This is a genomic window from Bacteroidales bacterium, from assembly GCA_014860575.1.
Lineage (GTDB): Bacteria > Bacteroidota > Bacteroidia > Bacteroidales > JAAYJT01 > JAAYJT01.
The window spans coordinates 36,317-59,233 of sequence record JACZJK010000040.1 but is presented as its reverse complement, the minus strand read 5'-3'; the positions used below and the strand labels follow the sequence as shown (position 1 = coordinate 59,233).

Genomic DNA, 22,917 nt, shown 5'->3' with positions numbered 1-22,917 from the left:
TGTTTAAAACTTGATTGAATAAGATAAAGAAGGAATAATAGGAAAGATAGATACCTGCATGAGCGCGCGCTCGTCAGCACCGGTATAGCCTATATAATAGAAAAACGGATTTTTTCTGTTATAAGCATTATATGCGCTGAGTTCCCAGGTTCCCCTCCAGTTTTCATACTGTTGGATAAATTGTATGCCAAGGTCCAGACGGTGGTAAGGCGCCATCCGAAAATTGTTTATTCCGCCATAATCGTTCACATTGCCCCACCAAAAACCGGGGTTGAAACCATCGTATTGGCCCATCGAGTGAGGATATGACCAATACTCACCAATTGGTAAAGTAATGGCATTGCCGGTCCCATAAACCCAGGTTCCTGAAAATATGAGTTTTTCGCTGATCTCATAAACGGCTACCACAGAAATATCGTGACGGCGATCGTAACGAGCAAAATACTTTTTGCCGAAATTCACTTCATCAAACTGAAGCTCAGCCCATGATAAAGTGTATCCTATCCAACCAGTCAATTTCCCGGTTTTACGCTGAATTAAAAGCTCTGCTCCATAAGCCCAGGCCTGTCCTGATGTAACCTCGTTTTCCCAGTTTACTTCTTCGGCGCCAGTAGGGTCGCCAATTAAAAGAAAACTGGCACCTTCGCGATAGCCCAGTGTGTTGTCTGATTTTTTGTAATAGCCTTCAATGGATACTTCCAGGTTCTGATCCTTAAGGTCTTTGGCGAAACCAAGCGCCACCTGCCGGCTTTTCTGCGGAGGTACATTCTTTGTACTTGGAACCCAAAGATCTGTGGGAAGGCCAATACCGGTATTGCTAAGCACATGCACATACTGGTTCATAGTCGCAAAGGAAGCCTTGATGGCAATTTCCTTTGGTAAAAGATAACTCAAACTTACCCTGGGTTCGGGATTGATATAACTGGCATCCTTATCAACAAAATGCGAAAGCCGCATGCCCGCATTGGCACGTATTTTCGAACCCAGTTTTATTTCATCCTCGATGTAAAGCCCCGATTCAAGTACATCAATAGCCTTAACGTTTTCCTCATACTCCAGCAGGTAATCATCTCTTAAAACTACTGCGCTGGGTGTGAAGTGATGAAAGGTAGAAATCAGGCCAGCTTTAATGGTATGATTAGGATGTGGTGAGTAATGCAGGTCGTATTTCAGCGATAGATCGCGGATGCCTGATGCATACGAAAGTTCAAACCAATTGTTGTCGTATTTTTCTTTCACGTAAATATTCAACCTGTACTGGCTAAATATCAGCGATGCATTTGCAAACAAGCGGTGGTTGATCAGATTGTTCCAACGCAGGGTGGCTGTAGCATTTTCCCAATACATGCCCGCATCGTTGGTAGAATAAAAGTCTTTGAACCTGGCAAAGAATTTGTCCCTACCGGCATAAGCGCTTAAATACAGTCGATTCTTATTATTTATGGTATAGTTTACTTTGGCATTGAGATCATAAAAATAATAACCAAATTTTTCATCTTTAGGCATAAAAGGCCGGGCAAGCACGTCGAGATAGGTTCGTCGACCGGAAACAATGAATGATGCCTTATTTTTGATAATCGGCCCTTCGAGAAGTAGCCGTGAGGAAATGATTCCAATCCCGGCTTCACCGCTGATCCGTTCCTGATTTCCATCCTTCATGGTCATTTCCAGCACCGATGACAAACGTCCGCCAAAACGGGCAGGAAACCCACCTTTAGTCAACTGAACACTTTTGAGTGCATCGCCATTGAACAGTGAGAAGAAACCAAAAAGGTGAAAAGCATTGTAAACCGTAGCATCGTCGAGGATAATCAGATTTTGATCAGCGCCACCCCCACGCACATAAAAACCGCTGCTTCCTTCAGTTCCTTTTTTGACCCCGGGCATGAGCTGAATGATTTTTAGCACATCCTTTTCGCCAAGCAATGCCGGGATGCGCTGAATTTGTTTTACCGGCAAATCTATTGTGCTCATCATAGGGGTTTCAGTAATGGCAGGAACCCTTTCGCCAACAATTTCAACACCCGAAAGCTCGATGGAAGGATCGAGAAATGCATCAAAGGTTATATGTTTGTTCAGTTCAATTTCAAAAGCCTGTGGATTATACCCTACCGAGGAATAAACTACCTGGTAATTTCCTTCGGGAAGTGTAATGGAGTAAAATCCATAATTGTTGCTGCTTGTACCGGTTCGTTGTTCCGGGAAGTAAATATTAACACCCGGCAGGGATTCGCGACTGCCTGCTTCATAAACAAATCCACTCAGGCTATAACGGTTGGTTTGTGCATGGGAACTGCCGATGATGGTAATTAAAAAAGACAACAATGAAACTGCAAGGAGTATTGTAAATCGCATAAAGTTGGATTTTGTGCTGAGAGATAACGTTATTACAATAATTTAATTTTTGCAATTGTAGTCAGGAGATAAAATATATTCCAGGGTTTGCACATAAAAAGTCTATCAGGCTCAGATCAATAAACAAATCAAACAGGAATTATAATATCAAACCGGCTAAAACTTCATAAGCTGCTGATTTTCTATTTCTCATTGCCTTGAATCGTTGTCCGAATTAAAAAAATGATAATGAAAAGGGGCTGGCATTAAATTAACATTTCATTCACATAAAACATGATTTGATCACTTAACTTTGTGCTTGTTTAAACAATCACTTCCAAACCTTTACAACCATGAAAGATTTTATCGAAAACCAGGATTTTCTTAAAATCCTTGCACAGGCTGAAGCCTTAAAAAAAAGCGGAAAAAGATTTTCTGATATTGAAGACGGGCAGGGAAACCAATATGTTGATTTAGTGCAGGAAGGCGGCGGCGTACTCGGGATTGCCCTCGTTGGCTACACCTATGTGCTTGAAGCTGCCGGCATCCGGTTTTTCAGTCTTGCCGGAACTTCTGCCGGAGCAATCAACACAATGATGATTGCCGGTCTTGGTCCTATGCAGGAAGCCAAGTCGGAGAAAATCCTCGACATCCTGAGCCGGAAAAGCCTCTTCGACCTGGTGGATGGAGATAAAGCTGTACGAAGCATCATCCAGAAAGCGGTCAGGGGAGAAAAAGGAATCGGACTGCGGGTTCTCTTTAATGCCCGGACATTGTATAAAACAATCATGGATAAATTCGGCTTGAACCCCGGCAGTAATTTTGAGACCTGGATCACAGAAGAGTTGGCCAAAGCGGGTGTTAAAACAATGGCCGACATTAAGAAATTGATGGGCAAGCTGCCCGCTAAAATGAAAAATGTGCGTGATGGTAACATAGATAAGCTTGTACCAAAACTCGCCATCATTGCAGCAGACGTTACCACACACAGCAAGATCGAATTCCCAGAGATGACTGAACTGTTTTTTAAAGATCCCGAAAAGGTAAGCCCGGCAAAAATGGTTCGCACTTCCATGTCGATCCCCTTGTTCTTTGAGCCGGTAACCTTTGATTCCATTCCAAACAGTGGGACTAAAAATGATGCCAACTGGATGACGCATTGCAGGTATGCAGGTGAAGTTCCATCAAAAGTTACTTTTGTGGATGGCGGTATGCTCTCAAACTTCCCGATTAACGTGTTTCACCGCAGTGATGGCGGGGTACCTCGCTGGCCTACATTTGGTGCAAAACTCAGTACTTACCGGGAATCCTATTCAAAACTCAATAGTTTGACAAATTTCTTTGGGTCAATGATAAGTTCAATGCGCCAGATTCATGACTATGACTTTTTGAAACGCAACCCGGACTATAACAAACTGATATGCCATATTGATGCTGATAAGGAATTCAATTGGCTGGATTTTGAAATCAGCAGGTCAGAGCAAGTCAGGATGTTCCTGCATGGAGCCAAAGAAGGCCTCGAATTCTTGGATTGTTTTGATTGGGAAGGATATAGAGAAGTGAGGGCTAAACTCAGCCGTATATAGAAAAGCAGACAAGATCCATCTGAAGTGTAGTATGATCTCAGGATATCCTTAGTTGCCGGTGTATTAGCCTTCTTTTTTGAATGGTACGATATATCCATGCCACCGTATAAATAAGCACAAATACACAAATGATGGTAGCGCCTGAAGGAAGGTTTGCCTTGAAGGATATGTATAACCCCAGGAAGGAACCCAACATTCCAAATATTATTGAGTAGAAAATAATCCACTTAAAATTACGGGTGAACAGATTTGCCGTGGATTGAGGAATGGTAAAGAAGGAGATAACCAGGATTATTCCTACGATCCTTATATTGAGAACAATCACTAAGGCTACGAGGGTAATCAAAAGATAATTAAACGTTTGTACGGGTAGTTTATGGCTGCGGGCATATTCTTCGTCGAATGCAATAAAGAGGATGATGCGGTAAAAAATCAGGAAAAATAAAATTAGCAATAGGCAAAGGACGGCCATATATAGAATGTCAGCGCTGCTTACTGTTAAAATATTACCAAAAAGGTAGGTCATCAGGTTGGGTGCATAGCCTGGAGTGAGAAAGATGAAAATTATACCCAACGCCATTCCCAAAGACCAAATAATCCCAATGGCTGAATCTTCCCGTATTTCAGTTTTTTTTGCGATAAATTCTATACCCAAGGCTGATAACAACCCAAAGACTGAACCTCCCAGCACAGGACTGACCCCTAAAAAATACCCCATTCCGATCCCACCAAATGAAGCATGCGTTATGCCCCCGGCAATAAAAACCTTCCGCCTGGCAACAATATAGGTTCCGGCAATTCCACATGAAATACTTGCCAGCAAAGCCGCCAGCAATGCATTATAAAAAAACGAGTAAGAGAGCAGTTCAATAAATTCAGCCAGCATATCAGTGGTTATGTTTCTTCAATACAGTATGGGGAATATCGCCATGGGTAATAATCTGGATAGGGCAACCATACGCAGCAAGTTGTTGCTCCGAAATAATATTTGAAGGATGATAATGCAGGAAGCGGTTCACACAGGCAATGGTTTTTACGTAATAACTGATGGTTCCAACATCATGCGACACAATCATTATAGCCATTTGCGTGTTTAGTTGTTTCAGGGTTTCATAAAGATCAGCCTCAAACTGGTTATCAACGAAGGTGTTTGGTTCATCAAGAATGAGCAGTTTTGGCGAAGTTATGATGGCGCGGCACAAAAAAACGCGCTGCATCTGCCCGCCTGATAGTTCTCCAATAGGTCTGTTCCTTAAATGGCTTACTCCCATCTGTTCAAGCAAAGCCTGGGCTTTCTCCTTGTCCTTTTTTCCGAACCTGAACAAAATACTTTTTTCTGAAATGAGCCCTGAGAGCACAACATCAATCACAGAAATCGGAAAACGGGTATCGAACCTGTTTACCTGCGGAAGGTAACCAATAATATTCTGAAGCCCATCAGTTCGCTGTTGGTTCAGGACTATCCTTCCTTTTGTTGGTTTGAGCAAGCCTACAATTAATTTGACAAGGGTGGTTTTCCCGCCGCCGTTGGGGCCAATAACACCAATAAAGTCGTTGTCATACACCTCGAGGTTCACATCCTTTAATGCGAACTCCTGGCCATATCCGGCAGTAACATCAATTAACTCTATGATTTTTTGCATGACCAGATTGAACTGGATTGGTTGTAGTGCAAAGTTAATTTTATTCAGCTTTCATGATTGATCCGATCCAAAATTTAGATCAGACTCATCTGAATGTGGCTAAAGCCCGAATTTTGTTATTTTTCTATTTCCGTTGGCTAAACGAAAATTGCAGGCACGAGATTTACACACTAAGGATTCAACGCTTTCTGAAAAGAATGCGCAATGGCATACATATTTTCCAGCCAATCTTCCGGCAAGGGATTGAGAATTTCAACAGTTCCACCAATTTCTTTTGCAACCACCTCCGCAGCCGCCATATTAAACTGGCTTTGTATAAGCACCATATTGATACCTTCTGCAGTTACAAGATCAACAACACTTTTGATGTGCGAAGCAGTTGGTTCTTTACCATCCATTTCTATCGCTACCTGTTCAAGCCCGTATTCCCGAGCCAGATATCCAAAGGCCGGATGGTAAATTAGAAAGACTTTTGTTTTGCTACCGGCAAGCAATTCTCTTATATGTGTATCCAATGCATCAATGTCTTTGACAAACTCCGAAAAGTTCGCTTCATAGGTTTCAGCATTTTCAGGATCATAAGCTGAAAGTGTTTTCAGGATTGTTTCAGCCTGAATTCTAACTTCGTTGGTTGCTAACCAGTAATGCGGATCAACACCGTGGATGTGTACATGATCGCCATGCTCAACAATATCGCTGGCAATCAAATCAATTCCCTGGCTCAGATCAACCATCTTTGCACTGAGTTCATCTCCCAATTTTTTAACCAGGTAATCTTCAAACATCAGATAACCATTCGCGAAATACAAAACCGACTGAGACAGGGTTTTCATCTGCTGTGGAACAGGTTCATAGGTTTCAGGACTTGAACCGGGTGGTGTGATCACATGAATTTCAAAATGATCTCCGGCTATGCGTTCGATAAAATATTTCTGAGGTAAAATACTCACAGAAATAACTGGTTTCCCGCTTTTGTTTGATTGCTGGCATCCCAATGCAAAAAGGGATATCAAGATGAGTGTAAATAGTTTTTTCATTTGCCAAGGTGTTAGATAAAAAATCTCCAGATGATAAATACAATGCTGAAAAGCGATAAAAATACAATTCCAAAAATACTAAAAACCCGCATCCACTTTGCAGGCCTTGCGTGCAGCGGCAGATTGCTGTGTGTTAGAACCTTATAATTAAGAACCGCGAAAATAGGCGCGGTCACAAAAGAAAGTGTAGTGGCCAGATCAACCATAAACCGCATGGGTTGGGATAAATAATTCACCAAAATTATCGTTCCGGCAACCAAAGTAAACATCCAGAAACGATAAATTTTATTCTGACCTTCTTTTTCATCTTTGAACCTTGGAACAAGGATTTCGGTAATAGGACGCAAAATGCGTGGATACGCATCCAGTACGGTAATCGTTGTGCTGAGCATGGTTGACAGCGCTGCAATCACAATTACAGGATAGGTCCATGATCCAAGGCTGCTAGTGTACATACTGATGAGTTGCCTTGCGAACCCGGTTCCGTCTGCTGCAAGGGTTTCGCCGCTGCCCTGCATAACAAAAGCTCCGAGCAACACAAACGCTACTGCAAGAAATGTGGTTCCCCAATAACCGATTTTAAAGTCAAGTAAAGCTCCGCGCAGCTTAAGTTTGTTGCCCATGTTTTTCAGTTTGGCTTCGGACCACATTGAACTCCACACCGAAACATCTATAGGAGCTGGCATCCAACCAATCAGGGCAATCAGAAAAAGGATATCAACCCGCTTGAACCAGTCAAAGTGATTGGTAAAATTTCCGGTTTCAAAACCGCTTCGTGCGGAAAACGCCACAGCCAATAAAGTTGAAACAGCCAATGCAATAATAACCCATTTGATTATTTTATCAAGGGTTTTGTACTGACCCAGCAAAACAATCAGCATAAGCACAAGAAGCAGTATGGTGTTTAGATGATTGATATCCATGCCAATTGAAAATACATGGCTGAATATTCCCGTGGTGACAATAGAAACAGCCGCCAGAATCGGAAACATGGTGATCAGCGTAAGAACCGCAAGGATAATGACGGCGTATTTGCCAAGTCTGTGATAACCTTCAATAAGGTTTTTTCCGGTGCCGAGAACATATCGGGGTGCAGCTTCAAAAAAAGGATACTTTATTACATTGACAATGACAACAATGAGCAGAAGATCAAAACCATAAGCAGCGCCCGCCCTTGTTGATTGCACCAGGTGCGATACTCCCACTGCAGCCCCGGCATACATAAGCCCCGGTCCGAGTATCCTGAAAAAAATTCTGATATTATTCCTGGTTCGCATCACCACAGTATTGATTGAGCAATAATGACAGGTTTCTGAAACAAGTAAAATAAAAAAAGGTTACTCTCCTGCCATGCATTCAAGTAACCCGTTATATCTGCATTTAGTTTCTAGCTATTCATCGAGATCAGGAATTCTTCGTTGTTTTGTGTAAACTTGATCCTGTCTTTAAGAAATTCCATAGCTTCAATTGCGTTCATATCAGCAAGATGGTTCCTGAGTATCCACAAGCGCTGCAACAAATCTTTCTGAACCAGTAGTTCCTCACGGCGCGTACTAGAAGCTACAATATCAATGGCAGGCCAGATGCGTTTGTTGGCGAGTTTCCGATCGAGTTGCAGTTCCATATTACCGGTGCCTTTGAACTCTTCAAAAATAACCTCATCCATTTTCGAACCGGTATCAATAAGTGCCGTGGCAAGAATTGTAAGTGAACCACCGTTCTCAATTTGTCTGGCTGCGCCAAAAAACCTTTTGGGTTTCTGAAGGGCATTGGCCTCTACCCCACCCGACAATACCTTGCCCGATGCAGGGGAAACAGTGTTGTAAGCTCTGGCCAAACGTGTAATTGAATCGAGCAGAATTACAACATCATGGCCACATTCAACCAGTCGTTTTGCCTTTTCGAGCACAATGTTCGCAATGCGTACATGTTTTTCGGCTGGCTCATCAAAAGTTGAAGAAATTACTTCGGCTTTAACATTACGAGCCATATCTGTTACTTCTTCAGGTCTTTCATCAATCAGTAAAACAATCATGTAAGCTTCCGGATGGTTGGCGGCTATTGCGTTCGCTATTTCCTGAAGCAAAACTGTTTTACCTGTTTTAGGCTGTGCTACGATGAGACCACGCTGGCCCTTACCGATCGGAGTGAACAAGTCAATGATGCGTGTTGACAGGGTTTCGCTCTTGTGCCCTGTAATCTTGAATCTCTGTTCAGGGAATAAAGGTGTGAGAAAGTCAAAAGGAATACGATCGCGAACCTCATCGGTTGTGCGACCATTTATAAGCTCAATCTTAATGAGCGGAAAATATTTTTCACCGTCTTTTGGAGGCCTGATAGTACCGCGAACGGTATCTCCGGTTTTCAATCCAAAAAGCTTTATCTGTGATTGCGAAACGTAAATATCGTCGGGAGAATTCAGGTAATTGTAATCGGATGATCTCAAAAATCCATACCCATCCGGCATTATTTCGAGTACGCCTTCGCTGATCACGATGCCTTCAAAATCAGCAAATGAATCCTGGTTATCTCTACGCTTCTCAGGATAGCGTGGCTTGAAATTATCTTTCTGACCCTGATGGCGATCCCGTTGCTGGCGATCGGGTTCTTGTTGCAATTCGGTTGCTGCAACTTCGGCCTGGCTTTCTGATTCATTTTGTGTTACCTCAGGAATCTCTGAAATGTTTGTTTCAACGTTTTCAGCAACAGGGTTTTCAATAACAGGATCAATGATTAGTTCGCCATTATCAACTTCAAAAGTTTTAAGTTCTTCAATTACCGATTGCTTATCTTGAGAGGAATGCGGTTTTCTGCCTGGTTTTCTGCGATCATCCTGGTGAAAGTTACCTTTTCCAGGTTTTCTGTTGCGGTCATCATGACGGGCTCCATCCTTTTCAGGCAGATTGGGCTGGTTTTCAGCAACGGGTGGTTTTGCTTCCGGTTGTACAGTCTCAGGCTGTGGTGTCGGTTCTGGCCTAGTTGCCTGCTGTGGTTTGTGTTCAGTTCTTTCTTGACGAGGTTTTTCACCAGCACTTTCATGCAGAAGTTTACCGCCGGTTCTTTCCTGCATAGGTTTGATCTCGGGGCGATCGTTACGGGGCTTATTGTCATCCCTCTCCTGTCGCGGTTTGTTATCGCTTCTTTTGTCCTCTTTGATTATCCGTTTTCGTCTGCCGCGTGGTTGACTATCGGCTTTTCGTTCTTTATCAAGAATATCCTGGGGGGGATTCAAAGCCTGATGATCGAGGATCTTGTAAATCAGGTCTTGCTTTGTGAGTTTTTCATACCGCGGAATTTTAAGATTCTGGGCAATCTCTTTTAAATCAGCTACTAATTTGCCGTTTAATTCAACTATGTCGTACATAAAATAATAATGAGTGTTTGGAATGCCAGCATTAGAAAATCGTGCTGGTTAATTGTTTATAAGAAAAGGTCTTAACTGAAAATTCAGGAAGAATCAAATAGAGTCAGAGATGAAAATGATGATGCAAAGATAAAACTAAAATCTGATTAACAAATATTTATTTTTTCATGAACTAAATATAGTCCTTCACCAAGGTAAAAAAGAAACGTGCACATTTAAAAAGATAGAATCAGGAGATGCTATTATCTGCCAGAAAATTATTTCAGCTTAAACAATTTAGTACTTTTGCCTTACTTTAACACGACCCTCTAATATTAAAACTACACGATTATGAAGAGCACAGCTTTCCGCAAATTTCATGAAGCCATGGGCGCAAAAATGATTCCTTTTGCCGGGTATATTATGCCGGTTCAATTTGAAGGTATTAATATTGAACACGAAACTGTGAGGAAAGGCATTGGAGTATTTGATGTTTCACACATGGGCGAGATTTGGGTAAAAGGACCCAAAGCTCTTGACTTTCTGCAATGGGTAACTTCAAATGATGTATCCAAACTTTATGACGGTAAAATTCAATACTCCTGCTTCCCGAATGAAAACGGCGGAATTGTTGACGACTTGCTTGTTTACCGTGTTGATGCCGAAACCTATTTACTTGTTGTCAATGCATCGAACATCGAAAAAGACTGGAACTGGATAAATTCCCAAAACAAGTTCGGCGCTTCACTTTATAATGCTTCGGACGAAATATCCCAACTTGCTGTGCAGGGACCAAAGGCGCTGGAAGCTATGCAGAAACTCACTCCGGATCCTATCATGGACATGGAATATTACACTTTTAAGAAAATTGAATTTGCAGGAGTGAAAGAAGTGATTTTCTCAATTACCGGTTACACCGGATCAGGCGGTTGCGAAATTTATATGGCCAACGAAGATGCTGAAACAATATGGAACGCAGTTTTTGAAGCCGGAAAGTTCTTTGGTATCAAACCAATTGGTTTGGCTGCCCGCGATACGCTTCGCCTTGAAATGGGTTTTTGCCTTTACGGAAACGATATAAACGATACAACCTCTCCAATAGAAGCCGGCCTGGGTTGGATCACAAAATTTGCGGATCATAAGGATTTTATTAATAAAACTTCCCTCTTAAAACAAAAGCAGGAAGGAGTTACACAGAAACTTGTCGGCTTCGAAATGATTGACAAGGGAATTCCACGCCAGCATTACGAAATAGCCGATGATGACGGTAATATTATTGGCGAAGTAACTTCCGGAACCATGTCGCCTTCGCTAAAAATCGGTGTTGGAATGGGTTATGTGAAAACAGCCTTCAGCGCACTTGATACCCAGATCAGTATCATGGTTCGCAACAAACCCCTCAAAGCCAAAGTGGTTAAGTTTCCGTTTTACAAAGGCTAAATTTCAATGCAAAGGCAATGCAGGCATTATCCATAGAGATTTGTTTGTCTCCGGCGCTTTTTCCTTTCACGGATAAAAAAAGAAATCAAATAGTGGTGGTTGTGGATGTTTTCCGAGCCACCACTTCCATGATTGCTGCCTTCGATTATGGTGCGGAAAGCATCATTCCGGTTGCCAGTAAAAAAGAAGCACTCGAAGGGAAGAAAAAAGGATGTTTGATTGCCGGCGAAAAGGATGGGATCAAACATGCTTACGCTGATTTAGGCAACTCCCCTTTCGATTTTGATAACAGAGCCATTGCCGGGAAAAACATTGTTTATCTCACAACCAACGGAACCAAAGCCATCCAACTTGCAGCAAAGGAAAACCGCCTGTATCTGGGTGCTTTCTCGAACCTTGAAGCATTGAGCAAACATCTTATTAAGCAGCAAACTCATGTATTGATATTATGCGCCGGTTGGAAAAACCAATTCAGTCTCGAAGATACGATTTGCGCAGGGGCATTCGTTGAAGAAATCTCGCAAAGCAAACTTTTCATAATCACTTCCGATGCTGCAGTTGTTGCCTCGAATTTGTGGAAGGCCAACAAAAAGGATCTGGCGCAAGTGCTATCAACTTGCAACCATGCACGCAGGTTAAAAGCGCTGGGTTATGAAAAGGACATAGTCCAATGCACAAGACTCAACATTTCCAATGCGATCCCATTCTACGAGGATGGAAAGATCAATAACCTGATAAACACTGAAATGTCGTGAGAAAAAACACATTGATTTTTGACTGGGGTGATACCATCATGAGGGACCTGGATCTTGGCGGCGCAATGAAAGATTGGGAAAGGGTGGAATGGGTGCCCGGCGCAGAAAAAATGCTGGAAGAAGTAAGCAGGAATTTCGTTTGTTGCATAGCCACCAGCGCAAAACATTCTGATACAACCGACATGATTGCTGCGCTGAAACGAGTGGGCGCTGATCAATACTTTGATCACTTCTTTTCTTCTTCCGAACTCGGGTGCGCAAAGCCCGATCCGGAGTTTTTTATTCGGATCGCAAAGGCGGTTAATAACGTTTCAGGGAACTGCATTTCCATCGGCAATCTTTATGAAAAAGATATTGCCCCGGCAAAAGAAGCCGGACTGACCACTATTTGGTTCCATGAAAAAAGGATCGAAGGAAATTATCCACAGGCTGATCACATCCTAGCCAAATGGAATGAACTGCCTGCGATCCTGAATAATTATTTATAAAAATTTTGAAACCATGAACTTCAGAGATAGGGTATAAACCTATTTCTGGATCACGATTCTACCAGTTTGTACCGGGTAATCGCCCTGGATTGTAAGTGTGTAAAAATACAAGCCTTCTGTAAGCTGTTCCACGGGTAAAGTTATCCTTCCTGTCCGGTTGTTCACTGGGAATCTCATCACTTCGGCGCCGAGTAGGTTTCTGATAACTATTCCTGCATCACCAACTTGCAAGGGCAAGTCCAGATCAAATGAAACCGAGGAAGAAGCAGGGTTTGGGTAAGGTTTGGAAATTTTAGATTTGCTGGCAAAATGTTCGCTGATCCCTACATTTCCTGTTATATATTTGATCACAACACTTAGAGAATCATTGGGGTTTTGCTCTATAAAAAAAGTATACCTGATTAAAGAATGCCCTGAAATCCCGAAAGGATAATAATCTCCGTAAAAATCAATGTCTCCCGTAGTCACTCCCGGCGGCACTAAAAGGGGATAAGGCGCCACCATGACATGAGGCGGGAAGCATAATTGATTAAAACAAAAAGTATTCATCGAACCCTCAAGAATTTCTAACTCTTGTTTTTTTACTAGCAGGTTTATTTCCTGTGAGGAAGTATTGGTCATGTAAACATGAACTTCCACAACATCCTGACTGGGTGGTGCGAGTATCTCAATAATTGTATCGTGTGTTAACGGGCCATTGGCGTCGGAAAGCGTAAAGCTTTGCGAAAATGCTACAAAAAAGGTCAACAAAAGGATCGGAAGGAGTAAAACTATTTTTTTCATATTGTGTGAAATTTAAGAGCAAATAGCTAAAGCAATAATCGTGCAGGATTTTATTTGAATGTACAAAGATAGTTCTTTTCATGAAAAATCATATCTACAATCCTGTTTATAACAAAAAAATCAAAGATTCAGGTTGAAGATAGCGGCCTTTATGCTTTACATGGCTTATATTTGCAGTCAACTTTGCAAATGATAAACGATTGATCAAGAGACAAAAAAGTTTTGTCCTCACATTTATATTCATTTCAATATCAGAGCCATGAAACACATTTTACTTCTTTTATTTTTCGCAAGCCTTTCTCTGGGAATCTCTGCCCAAACACAACGCCTCGTTCTTATTGAAGAAGCAACCAACGCTTCCTGCGGCCCTTGCGCCTCTCAGAACCCTGCATTTGATGCCCTGTTGAATGCAAACAGGCATAAACTTACCGCTATAAAGTATCACTGGTATTTTCCAGGTTACGATCCCATGCACAATCATAATGTTGCTGAAAACAATGCACGGGTTTCCTATTATAACATTAATGGGGTTCCAACTGCAGTGATCGACGGATACAAACCTTCCGGCGCAGGATTTAGTTATCCCGGAGGACCTCATGGGTTCACACAGGCCCTGATAGATCAGTATTACGCGCTGCCATCACCTTTTGAGATTGACATGCATCATTACCTTTCGACTGCACAGGACTCAATTCATGTGATTATGCGAATAAGGGCAGCGCAGGATATCACAGGCACTTTTAAAGCCCATATGGTTGTGATTGAGAAAACAATCACTTTCACATCACCTCCCGGTAGCAACGGTGAAATGGTATTTCATGATGTAATGAAAAAGATGCTTCCAAACCAAAATGGAACTGACCTGGCAACTGCCTGGCAGGAAGGCGACTACATTATCATTAAAGAATCATGGAAACTGGCAAATATTTATAATATGAGCCAGTTGGGTGTTGTTGGTTTTGTGCAGCAAAATGTATCAAAAAGTGTTCAACAGGCTGCCAATAGCGACAATGAACTTTTCCTGGCGTACTTCGACACAGATGCAGCTTTGCTAAAAATTTCGAACCTTGCTCCAACCGACTGTTCAGGAAACCTTGCACCCATTGTGACTGTTGCCAATTATGGCTCCGATCCATTAATCTCGATGGATATCGTTTATTCAACGAATGGTGAAGAACCAATGATATACAACTGGACCGGTAATCTGGACTTCCTGGAAACAGAACAGGTAGAGCTTCCCGCATTAGCCTATGTGGTGCTGCCGGAAAACGAACTCGAAATTATCCTTGAAAATGTAAACGGCACAACAGATGGTTTTGAAAACAACAATATTGCAACTTATTCTTTCGACCGTTCTATTGCCACCCCGAACGAGGTGAAGTTAAGACTTCGCCTTGATAACAGCCCCCAGGATATTACATGGGACGTGAAAGATATGAGTGGAGAAGTTGTTTTCAGCGGCGGTTCTTATACAGTCCCTGGTGAAATCCATGAAATCGCTTTGCCTTTCGACAACCTGGGATGCTATGAATTCACAATTAACGATGCTGCCGGAAACGGACTTCAGCCGCCGGGATTTTTCCTTTTGTATTATGGTACGAATACCCAGATTTTGCTTGGCACAACCTTTGGCAGCATGGCTAAAGCGCAATTTGATGTAGGCAATACATTGAGTATAAATGAACCGGATAAAGCAGGACAGGTTGTATTTTTCCCAAACCCTGTACATGACTTCGGCATTCTTGAGTTCAGCCTTGCAACAAATACTGAGATTGAGGTAGCTGTTTACAACCTTATGGGACAATTGCAATCGCAATTAGCCAAAGGGAAATTTGACGCAGGAATGCATCAGCTAATTGTTGATGCGAGCGCCTTGAAACCAGGGATGTATCTCATCAGGGGTTTAATCGGCGATCAAACATTGACACAAAAAATAACAGTAGTCAATTAGAGCCAAACATACAAACCCACAACTTAAAAGTGCTGATAAGGTTCGGTATTTATGCGAACCTTATCAGCATTTTTATTAATAAACTGATATTCCCAATATTATTTCTGCTGAGATAAGTGAACATCCATTTGCGGGAACGGAATGTTCAGCCCATTCTGCGGGAAGGCTTCATACACCTTTTGGTTCATCTCAAAAAATACAGTCCAATAATCAGCGGATTTGACCCATGCCCTCACGGTGAAATTAACAGAGCTATCGGCAAGCGCTGAAATTGCGACAAAAGGTTCAGGTTCTGCGACAATGCGTTCATCAGATTTCATCAGATCCAAAAGCAAATCCCTGGCCTTGCTTGCGTTGTCGCCATAAGCAATACCAAATGTCCAGTCAACCCGCCGCATTGGTTCGGTAGAAAAATTGATCATTGATCCCGTGGCAAGTACCCCATTAGGGATGATGACTGTTTTATTATCAATTGTTTTCAGGATGGTGTTAAAAATCTGAATTTCTTTCACTGTACCTGCATATCCCTGTGCTTCCACAAAATCTCCAACTTTAAATGGCTTTAATAAAAGAATGATCACTCCACCGGCGAAGTTTTGCAGTGTGCCAGAAAGAGCTAATCCAATGGCAAGACCTGCGGCGCCGATTACTGCAATGAAAGAAGTCATCTCAATGCCTACCATGCCAAGTATGCTGATGATAAGCATGATCCTGAGCAGGTTCACAAACAAACCCCGTAAAAAGGATTTGAGAGAGGGGTCGATTTCCCGTTTGTCCATTACCCTGGTCATTGCCCGCCTGATCATTGCGATTATCCGCCAACCAACGATAAGTACCAGGATAGCCCCAAGCACCCTGGCGCCGTATTCGACCAACAAAATCCTAAACATGTCAAAATTGATTTCATTTAAATTCAGGTTTTCCATAGTAGTTGAATTAATTAAATCTATTGGTGATTTGCAAAGCTATGAAAATAAGAAAGAAAGCCCAAATTGCGATGCAATCCGGGCTTTCTTCTGTGAGTTAGAAATGTATTTTACATTTACTGGGCAAATTTCGCGATCTGGTCTACAGGAATGGTGCCGGCCATTTCAGTAACTGCTTTCTCAGTGTCAATTCCGGTAGTATGCAAAGTGATCAAAGTGGATCGTACAGGAATTTGAACATCCCATGATACCCCGTTTTCGTCTTCGGTTTTTTGCAGCAATGCCCTGTAACTTCCAACCTTGATTTTTTTCTGGCTGGGATCGCTTACAAACATTGGCATTGCAAGAAGTGCGTTTACACCGGCAAGCATTGGTGAATCGCTGATAACCTGCAAGGATGCATTGGTTTCATCTTCTGCACCATAACTGCGGCTTACAAAAACACCCGCGAAGCCTGAAGAAGTTGCTGTAATATTATCGCTTGATTCAATAAAACTTAAGTCCCCCATTGAGGTTGGCAGGATTTTCATGATTTCAGCGCCAATAGCTTTATCAATCTCATTGATTGCCTGTTGCAGCGCAAAACGTGTGCTTTGAAGATCGCCTGAATTATAGGAAGATTTGGCCTCGCTAAGCTGAGCGTTTACATCCTGGGCGTTCAGGCCTGCAGCCAGGGTGCAGGCAAATACTAAAGTAAAAATTAAATTTTTCATTATTCTCCTAGATCTTTTTTAATTCTGTCAATATCAAAATGGTTGGCGGCCGCCATAAACTGGGCTTCGGTTTCGAAGTTGGCTCCTTTAACTACAAAAATAGATGATTGCCCAAATGGAACTCCCAGCGAGTAACCATCGTAATCGTCGTAGCTGATGGTGGCGTTATGGTCTTTAAAGCGAATCTGCTTCTGGTTGGTTTCGTCGGTAGACTGGTACATTCCACTAACCATGTACATACCGGCCATTCCGAGTAAAGCAGCATCATTCCCGATGTTGACCCTTAACTCCATGTCATCCTTTCCCTGGTAAACACGTTCAATCACAAGGCCTACAAAGCCAACACCTGTGCTTGTTACACGGTCTTCTTCGGGAACAGCTTTCAATCCTTCAACATTATCGGGAAGCGATTTCAGGATATTATTTCCGATCTCAATTTCAACACCCCATATCGCTTGCCTTGCAGCAGCTTTTGCTTCGGAGTAGCTCTTATTGGCATAAGCTTCATCAGCATCGGCAATGTACTGATTCACATCAGGAACATCCTGTGAGAGGCCGCTTCCCTTTCGGTTTCTGGTAGTTTCAGCGGATTCAGGTTCAGCTACTTCTGTTTCTGTTTCTTTGCTCTCATCTGTGTCATTGAAGATCTTGTCAATGATCTTATCTTCGACACGACCCTTAGCTTTCCGGATCAGTGATCCCTGGGCATGCAATGTTTGAACACCAATAAAGGATATCAAGGCAAACAACAGTGTTCTAATTAGATACTTTTTCATTGTTTTAATCATTTACTTTTAAATGGTGATTAATGAAGGTTAAAAAATAGCAGGCATAAAAAATATGGTTTCTTACTTTTTATAATGGCAAAGGTAAAATAATATAACAGGGTTTTGCAAGGCAATTCCATGATTTATGGCAACCTTGCATATCTTTTGTAATTTTGGCTGGCAAAATGGTATTAACACAAAAGAACTGATCATTCATGAAACTCAGGCAGTCGTACTACCTGGAAGCAGATGTTACAAAAATCGCCAGGGATTTGATAGGTAAGGCCCTGTTTACAAATTTTGAAGGTGCGGTTTGTGGGGGTATCATCATTGAAACGGAAGCATATGCCGGCATTCGTGACAAAGCTTCGCATGCCTATGCCGGGAAACGTACGCTACGTACAAGGGTAATGTATCAAAGTGGCGGGGTAGCCTATGTTTACTTATGTTATGGCATCCACTCACTATTTAATATTGTTACCGGCCCCGTGGAAGTACCTGATGCGGTTCTTATACGTGGCATTTTGGCAACTCATGGATTAGAAAGCATTAGACAGCGACTGGCTGATACCCCATTTAATAATGGGTTCATATGTGGACCGGGAAGGGTTTCAAAAGCCCTGAGAATAAATAAAAACCATACTGGAACTGACCTGGCAGGCGAGTTGATTTGGCTTGAAGATACAGGCTTAAGCATTGATCATCATAAGATAATGTGCACTCCCCGCATTGGTATTGCCTATGCTGAAGAAGATGCTCAGCTACCCTATAGGTTCATCATAAGCCCGCAAAAGGCAGAAGATTTAATGGCAAATTAGTTCATCTTAATCTGGAATTAAAAGTTTTTTAACAAATTTCTAAGCAATAATATAGCGCAGTTGCATCAATAATAGTTATATTTGCCCAACTATAACCTTTTCGTTTAACCTAATTAATTATTATGATGAAAAAACTACTTCTTTCCCTTGCCCTGATTGCATTCACAATGCAAATCACCGCACAAACGATCATCTATGAAGATGATTTTGAGTCCTATACTGTTGGGGGTTACCTTGCAGTGCAAAGTGATGCCTGGACCACATGGAGCAATACTCCCGGAACGACCGAGGATGCTTTTATCGTTAATGATCAATCTAACAGCCCAACAAAATCGGTTCTTGTGGAAGGTGTTTCTGACCTTGTTTTAGGATTTGGAAACAAGATAAGTGGGAAATATCAGCTTGATATGTATTACTTTGTTCCAACAGGTTTTGCAGGCTACTATAATTTTCAGCGCTATCAGTCGCCAGGTATTGAATGGGTGTTGGAAGTTTATTTTAATAATGATGGCACAGGATTAGTTCATGCCGGTGGTCAAAATGCCGCTACTTTTAATTATCCCCAAAATCAATGGGTGCTCATCCATAACATTATTGACCTTGATGAAGACTGGGCAGAACTCTACATTAATAATAATCTGATTCATGAATGGCAGTGGAGTCTTAGCTCACAGGGAGTTCAAGGCATTGTTCAACTTGGTGGAATGAACGTTTTTGCCGGTGCACCAACCGGCCAAACGCCTAAATTCTACTTTGATGATGTCACCTTTACTGAGCTTGCCTCAGGAACTGTACCACAGGTTGAAGTTACTCCTGAAGAATTCATGGTTGATCTCTCAACCGGAGAATCATCCACAGATATGATTAACGTTGCCAATATTGGAAATGCACCATTAGATTATAGCATTGAGATAAATTATGCTTTCCCTGATAAAAAAAATCAGGCTATTGCTGAATCCACCGGTTATTACAATGAATTCAAAACCACTGGCATGGATTTGGTTGCTGATCCTAATCACAAACCCGGCGGAAACGCTCCATCCAATACGGAAGATGTTTTACTGAACTATGATGGACCTAATGATACTGGAGTTGGATATCCTGATCCAACCGTTTATGAAGTAGCAGCAAGATTTCCACATAGTATGACATTGCCTTATGCCGGCATGGAGCTCACCCAGGTCGATTTCTACATTTATCATACTGAAAATTGCGCCTTCAAGATCAGAATTTACGGAGAAGGTGAATCGTATGAACCAGGACCACTGCTCTTAGAGCAGGCTTTTGCTGCTACATTCCCGGGATGGTTCACACTCACCCTGAATACACCTATTACAATTACCGGCGAAGATATCTGGATTGGTTATTGGGTTGCTCAAGCAGTTGGTGGCATATTTCCTATCGGTGCTGATGCAGGACCAGCAAATCCTAACGGCCATTTTATTAAACCTGGTGTAGGCTGGACAGTTTCAAGCCTGGATTACAATTGGAATATTCGCGGTACCCTCACAGGCGACGGCATGGCACAATGGTTATCTGTTGCGCCCGCCATCGGCCTGCTCGACCCTGCAGAAGATGCAAACCACACTGTCACATTCGATGCCACCCTGCTTACTGTTGGAGATTATGAAGGAATCTTAAAAGTAAAAAGCAATGACATTGCTAATCCAGTTGTGATCGTACCAGTAACGCTTGATGTAATTCTGGGAGTAAATGAATTGGGAGAACCTAATTCTGTAATGGTTTACCCAAATCCTACCTCGGATTATCTGCGCATACAGGCCAACCACCAGATGAATGAAGCAAGGTTGTTTACCAATACAGGGCAACTAGTGCTCAGCAAACGAATTGATGGCAAGTCAACCAATCTTGAAACCAGATCTCTGGCTCCTGGCATTTATTTACTTCAAATTGAAACTGAAGCGGGTATATCAAACCGCAAGGTAATGATTGATTAAAGTAAAATGCAATAATTTTAAATCAAAAGGCTGCCTCTCAGGCAGCCTTTTGATTTTTCATGTGGTGCAAAGAGCTTAGAAGGCCAATATTGAAGAGATCTATAGGATTCGATAATATTGACTTAGAATTGCTTGATAATCATTAATTTTATCATCGATCAAAACTAACCCAACCAATTATTATTACATTTGCTTTGTGTTAGTACTCAGGTGTGGCAAAATAAACCTAATGATAAAGAAAGTACTTCTGTTTAGCGCAATAATTGCTATTAGTTTGCAATCAGTTGCGCAATGGCTCGCACAAGCTACCGGGATCACAGCGTCTTCACATGAATTGAATCACGTGCTTATGGTTGATGACAATCTTGCTTGTGCAGCTGCCTACGATCGTCTTGACCCCGAAATTTCTGTAAACCCCACTGCCCTCTCGGAAGTGCTCGAGCCAAACGCCGCATCAGTTCAGGTTTTGTCAATCAGCAACATTGGCGAAGATGATCTTAATTTTACTATCGAGATTGACTTTATTGGCAAAAGAGGACAGAAACAACAATACCATTTCCTCGAACTTGACTTTGCATACGGCAACACTGCCAATGCAGAAACCGATCCTTCAGCAACACCTCGTGAAGTGGAAAACACACTTGCGATGTGGGACCTGCAATTTGTGTATGATGTGCAAACATCTTCAGCTATGTCAAACCACGCCGGTAGTGAAACCGATGGCGAATATATCTATACAGCAGTTTGGATTGGCCCGTCAATAAATAAATTCGCCCTTGATGGAACTTTTATTGAAACATTCACAATCCCTGGAGTTACTGGTATCAGGGACCTGGCTTTTGATGGTGAGTTTTTCTATGGCAGCAATGCAGTAGCTAATACAGGCATATGGAAGATGGATTTCGTGAACGAAGTACTTGTAAGCACTATTCCCTATACCGGTGCAGTAAGGGCAATTGCGTACGATGAGGCAGCAGATGGATTTTGGGTCAATAACTGGTCAACAGCTTTAACGCTGGTAAGCCGTACAGGTACTATTCTTCTGGTAGGACCAACAACTCCAAGTTGTTACGGCATTGCATATGATGAGCTATCACCAGGCGGCCCTTATATGTGGCTCTTTACTGGAACAATTACGGATCTGGGCTGCCAGGTTGAGCAGATGACCATGCCTGATGGAACGCTCACCGGCGTATCACACAGTATTAGTGGCGAACATGGAGCGCAACATCTTGCAGGTGGTTTATGGATTTATCCCGACCTTTTTGAAGGTACAATAACCCTTGGTGGTTGTACACAAGGAGAACCTAACAAAATTTTCGGATATGAAATCATTGCGATCACTCCTCCACCCGATGATTGGCTCTATACAGCTATTTCTACCGGAACCGTTGGTGCCGGACAAACCCTGGATGTAATGGTTACTTTTGATGCAACAGGCCTGGATTATGGCGATTACGAAGCTGTTCTTCAGATAACAAGCAATGATCCCGGCAATCCAACAGTCAGTGTTCCAGCGACACTTATTGTTTCTTATTTCCTGCCACCTACAATTGTAGTTAACCCTGGCGAATTGATGCAACAAATCGTACCAAACCAGATTGAGACACAGGAAATGACTATAGGTAATATAGGTGAAGGCCCGTTGTCCTATTATATAAATATTGAATACGTAGAAAGCACAAGTCCAGAAGAAAATGTTATTACTTACCAAGCTCTAAGCTGGCTTTCTGTAAGCCCGGAATCAGGCATAGTTGAGCCGATGGCAGAGGATATTGTTACAGTGACTTTCAATTCGGCAGGTCTGGAAATAAAAGCCTATTACGCATATTTGTTAATTGAAAGCAACGATCCGGATAACTTCATCATTGAAGTTCCGGTAACGTTTGATTATTATATCGGAATCAACGCACTTGGCGAACCCAATGCGGTAATGGTGTACCCGAATCCTGCGACCGGTTTCCTGCACGTTCAGGCCAATCGCAACATCAGGGAGATTAAGGTTTTCAATAGTACCGGGCAACTTGTAATTTCCACATTGGTTAATGATAAAACTATCAACATCAACACAAATGGACTTACACCTGGCATGTATCATCTGCAAATTGAATCCGAAGCAGGGACTTCAAACCAAAAGGTAATGGTGCGATAAACTGAGAAAGTATTTTCAAAAAAGGCTGCCTTAAAACTAGTGGTTTTACTTTTTTTTGTCATCCTGAACGCATCGAAGAATATCAAGATAGTTCAGATCCATCACTTCGTTCAGGATGACAAGAATTAACTTCTTGAGGCAGTCATTTTTTGGTGATCGCACCACCCAATAAAGCTTGAAATATTATCCCTACTTTTGTAAGCAACGTTTTTGTAATTGTCGC

General features: G+C 42.1%; 18 protein-coding genes. 8 read left to right on the top strand and 10 right to left on the bottom strand.

Going from position 1 to position 22,917, the window contains the following annotated elements; translation table 11 throughout:
• Positions 1-3: 3 nt before the first annotated feature.
• Positions 4-2,355 (bottom strand): TonB-dependent receptor, encoded by a 2,352-nt coding sequence (locus tag IH597_10940; GenBank protein ID MBE0662968.1) that lies wholly within the window; start codon positions 2,353-2,355, stop codon positions 4-6.
• Positions 2,356-2,687: 332 nt separating this feature from the next.
• Here IH597_10940 and IH597_10935 point away from each other — a divergent pair, with 332 nt between their 5' ends.
• Positions 2,688-3,920 carry a patatin-like phospholipase family protein gene (locus IH597_10935; protein ID MBE0662967.1) on the top strand — a complete coding sequence of 411 codons (1,233 nt, stop codon included), beginning with the start codon at positions 2,688-2,690 and terminating at the stop codon, positions 3,918-3,920.
• 37 nt (positions 3,921-3,957) lie between these two features.
• On the opposite strand, the gene IH597_10930 is transcribed toward IH597_10935, so the two are convergent.
• From IH597_10930 to rho, 5 genes are all read right to left on the bottom strand, one after another.
• Positions 3,958-4,791: a metal ABC transporter permease gene (locus IH597_10930; GenBank protein MBE0662966.1), complete on the bottom strand. Its 834-nt coding sequence runs from the start codon at positions 4,789-4,791 to the stop codon at positions 3,958-3,960.
• A gap of 16 nt (positions 4,792-4,807) precedes the next feature.
• A complete protein-coding gene (locus IH597_10925) occupies positions 4,808-5,563 on the bottom strand; it encodes an ABC transporter ATP-binding protein (GenBank protein ID MBE0662965.1) in 756 nt (251 codons plus the stop codon).
• Between the two features lie 170 nt (positions 5,564-5,733).
• Entirely contained in the window at positions 5,734-6,600 is an 867-nt protein-coding gene (locus IH597_10920) for a zinc ABC transporter substrate-binding protein (protein ID MBE0662964.1), read from the bottom strand.
• 11 nt (positions 6,601-6,611) lie between these two features.
• Positions 6,612-7,877: an Nramp family divalent metal transporter gene (locus IH597_10915; GenBank protein ID MBE0662963.1), complete on the bottom strand. Its 1,266-nt coding sequence runs from the start codon at positions 7,875-7,877 to the stop codon at positions 6,612-6,614.
• Positions 7,878-7,987: 110 nt separating this feature from the next.
• Entirely contained in the window at positions 7,988-9,964 is a 1,977-nt protein-coding gene (gene rho / locus IH597_10910; protein ID MBE0662962.1) for a transcription termination factor Rho, read from the bottom strand.
• A 330-nt stretch (positions 9,965-10,294) separates the two neighbouring features.
• Here rho and gcvT point away from each other — a divergent pair, with 330 nt between their 5' ends.
• The 3 genes from gcvT to IH597_10895 are packed head-to-tail and all read left to right on the top strand — an operon-like array spanning position 10,295 to position 12,626.
• Positions 10,295-11,383, top strand: a complete 1,089-nt coding sequence (gene gcvT, locus IH597_10905) for a glycine cleavage system aminomethyltransferase GcvT (protein ID MBE0662961.1) — start codon at positions 10,295-10,297, stop codon at positions 11,381-11,383.
• 17 nt (positions 11,384-11,400) lie between these two features.
• Positions 11,401-12,138: a 2-phosphosulfolactate phosphatase gene (locus tag IH597_10900; protein MBE0662960.1), complete on the top strand. Its 738-nt coding sequence runs from the start codon at positions 11,401-11,403 to the stop codon at positions 12,136-12,138.
• The gene (locus IH597_10895; protein MBE0662959.1) at positions 12,135-12,626 is read left to right on the top strand and encodes an HAD family hydrolase; all 492 of its coding nucleotides are present in this window, start codon (positions 12,135-12,137) and stop codon (positions 12,624-12,626) included. The genes IH597_10900 and IH597_10895 overlap by 4 nt, the downstream gene beginning before the upstream one ends.
• Before the next feature lie 39 nt (positions 12,627-12,665).
• On the opposite strand, the gene IH597_10890 is transcribed toward IH597_10895, so the two are convergent.
• Positions 12,666-13,409, bottom strand: a complete 744-nt coding sequence (locus IH597_10890; GenBank protein ID MBE0662958.1) for a T9SS type A sorting domain-containing protein — start codon at positions 13,407-13,409, stop codon at positions 12,666-12,668.
• A gap of 259 nt (positions 13,410-13,668) precedes the next feature.
• Between IH597_10890 and IH597_10885 the strand changes: the two genes are divergently transcribed.
• Positions 13,669-15,360: a T9SS type A sorting domain-containing protein gene (locus IH597_10885; protein MBE0662957.1), complete on the top strand. Its 1,692-nt coding sequence runs from the start codon at positions 13,669-13,671 to the stop codon at positions 15,358-15,360.
• 98 nt (positions 15,361-15,458) lie between these two features.
• On the opposite strand, the gene IH597_10880 is transcribed toward IH597_10885, so the two are convergent.
• The 3 genes from IH597_10880 to IH597_10870 all read right to left on the bottom strand — a co-directional run bounded on the left by IH597_10880 (position 15,459) and on the right by IH597_10870 (position 17,775).
• Positions 15,459-16,286, bottom strand: coding sequence for a mechanosensitive ion channel (locus IH597_10880; GenBank protein ID MBE0662956.1), 828 nt, complete (start codon positions 16,284-16,286; stop codon positions 15,459-15,461).
• 116 nt (positions 16,287-16,402) lie between these two features.
• Positions 16,403-16,999 (bottom strand): hypothetical protein, encoded by a 597-nt coding sequence (locus tag IH597_10875; protein MBE0662955.1) that lies wholly within the window; start codon positions 16,997-16,999, stop codon positions 16,403-16,405.
• Positions 16,999-17,775, bottom strand: a complete 777-nt coding sequence (locus IH597_10870) for a hypothetical protein (GenBank protein MBE0662954.1) — start codon at positions 17,773-17,775, stop codon at positions 16,999-17,001. Before IH597_10870 ends, IH597_10875 begins: the two co-directional genes overlap by 1 nt.
• Before the next feature lie 206 nt (positions 17,776-17,981).
• On the opposite strand from IH597_10870, the gene IH597_10865 reads away from it, so the two are divergent.
• The 3 genes from IH597_10865 to IH597_10855 all read left to right on the top strand — a co-directional run bounded on the left by IH597_10865 (position 17,982) and on the right by IH597_10855 (position 22,694).
• Positions 17,982-18,584: a DNA-3-methyladenine glycosylase gene (locus IH597_10865; GenBank protein ID MBE0662953.1), complete on the top strand. Its 603-nt coding sequence runs from the start codon at positions 17,982-17,984 to the stop codon at positions 18,582-18,584.
• Between the two features lie 122 nt (positions 18,585-18,706).
• Complete coding sequence (locus tag IH597_10860; GenBank protein MBE0662952.1) at positions 18,707-20,542, top strand: T9SS type A sorting domain-containing protein; 1,836 nt, start codon at positions 18,707-18,709, stop codon at positions 20,540-20,542.
• Positions 20,543-20,771: 229 nt separating this feature from the next.
• Positions 20,772-22,694, top strand: a complete 1,923-nt coding sequence (locus tag IH597_10855; GenBank protein MBE0662951.1) for a T9SS type A sorting domain-containing protein — start codon at positions 20,772-20,774, stop codon at positions 22,692-22,694.
• Positions 22,695-22,917 lie beyond the last annotated feature (223 nt).

Bases quoted from the DNA above. Each gene is read 5' to 3' on its own strand.
- IH597_10940 (MBE0662968.1), bottom strand. From the start codon at position 2,355: ATGCGATTTACAATACTCCTTGCAGTTTCATTGTTGTCTTTTTTAATT.
- IH597_10935 (MBE0662967.1), top strand. From the start codon at position 2,688: ATGAAAGATTTTATCGAAAACCAGGATTTTCTTAAAATCCTTGCACAG.
- IH597_10925 (MBE0662965.1), bottom strand. From the start codon at position 5,563: ATGCAAAAAATCATAGAGTTAATTGATGTTACTGCCGGATATGGCCAG.
- IH597_10920 (MBE0662964.1), bottom strand. From the start codon at position 6,600: ATGAAAAAACTATTTACACTCATCTTGATATCCCTTTTTGCATTGGGA.
- IH597_10915 (MBE0662963.1), bottom strand. From the start codon at position 7,877: ATGCGAACCAGGAATAATATCAGAATTTTTTTCAGGATACTCGGACCG.
- rho (MBE0662962.1), bottom strand. From the start codon at position 9,964: ATGTACGACATAGTTGAATTAAACGGCAAATTAGTAGCTGATTTAAAA.
- gcvT (MBE0662961.1), top strand. From the start codon at position 10,295: ATGAAGAGCACAGCTTTCCGCAAATTTCATGAAGCCATGGGCGCAAAA.
- IH597_10900 (MBE0662960.1), top strand. From the start codon at position 11,401: ATGCAGGCATTATCCATAGAGATTTGTTTGTCTCCGGCGCTTTTTCCT.
- IH597_10890 (MBE0662958.1), bottom strand. From the start codon at position 13,409: ATGAAAAAAATAGTTTTACTCCTTCCGATCCTTTTGTTGACCTTTTTT.
- IH597_10885 (MBE0662957.1), top strand. From the start codon at position 13,669: ATGAAACACATTTTACTTCTTTTATTTTTCGCAAGCCTTTCTCTGGGA.
- IH597_10880 (MBE0662956.1), bottom strand. From the start codon at position 16,286: ATGGAAAACCTGAATTTAAATGAAATCAATTTTGACATGTTTAGGATT.
- IH597_10875 (MBE0662955.1), bottom strand. From the start codon at position 16,999: ATGAAAAATTTAATTTTTACTTTAGTATTTGCCTGCACCCTGGCTGCA.
- IH597_10870 (MBE0662954.1), bottom strand. From the start codon at position 17,775: ATGAAAAAGTATCTAATTAGAACACTGTTGTTTGCCTTGATATCCTTT.
- IH597_10865 (MBE0662953.1), top strand. From the start codon at position 17,982: ATGAAACTCAGGCAGTCGTACTACCTGGAAGCAGATGTTACAAAAATC.
- IH597_10860 (MBE0662952.1), top strand. From the start codon at position 18,707: ATGATGAAAAAACTACTTCTTTCCCTTGCCCTGATTGCATTCACAATG.
- IH597_10855 (MBE0662951.1), top strand. From the start codon at position 20,772: ATGATAAAGAAAGTACTTCTGTTTAGCGCAATAATTGCTATTAGTTTG.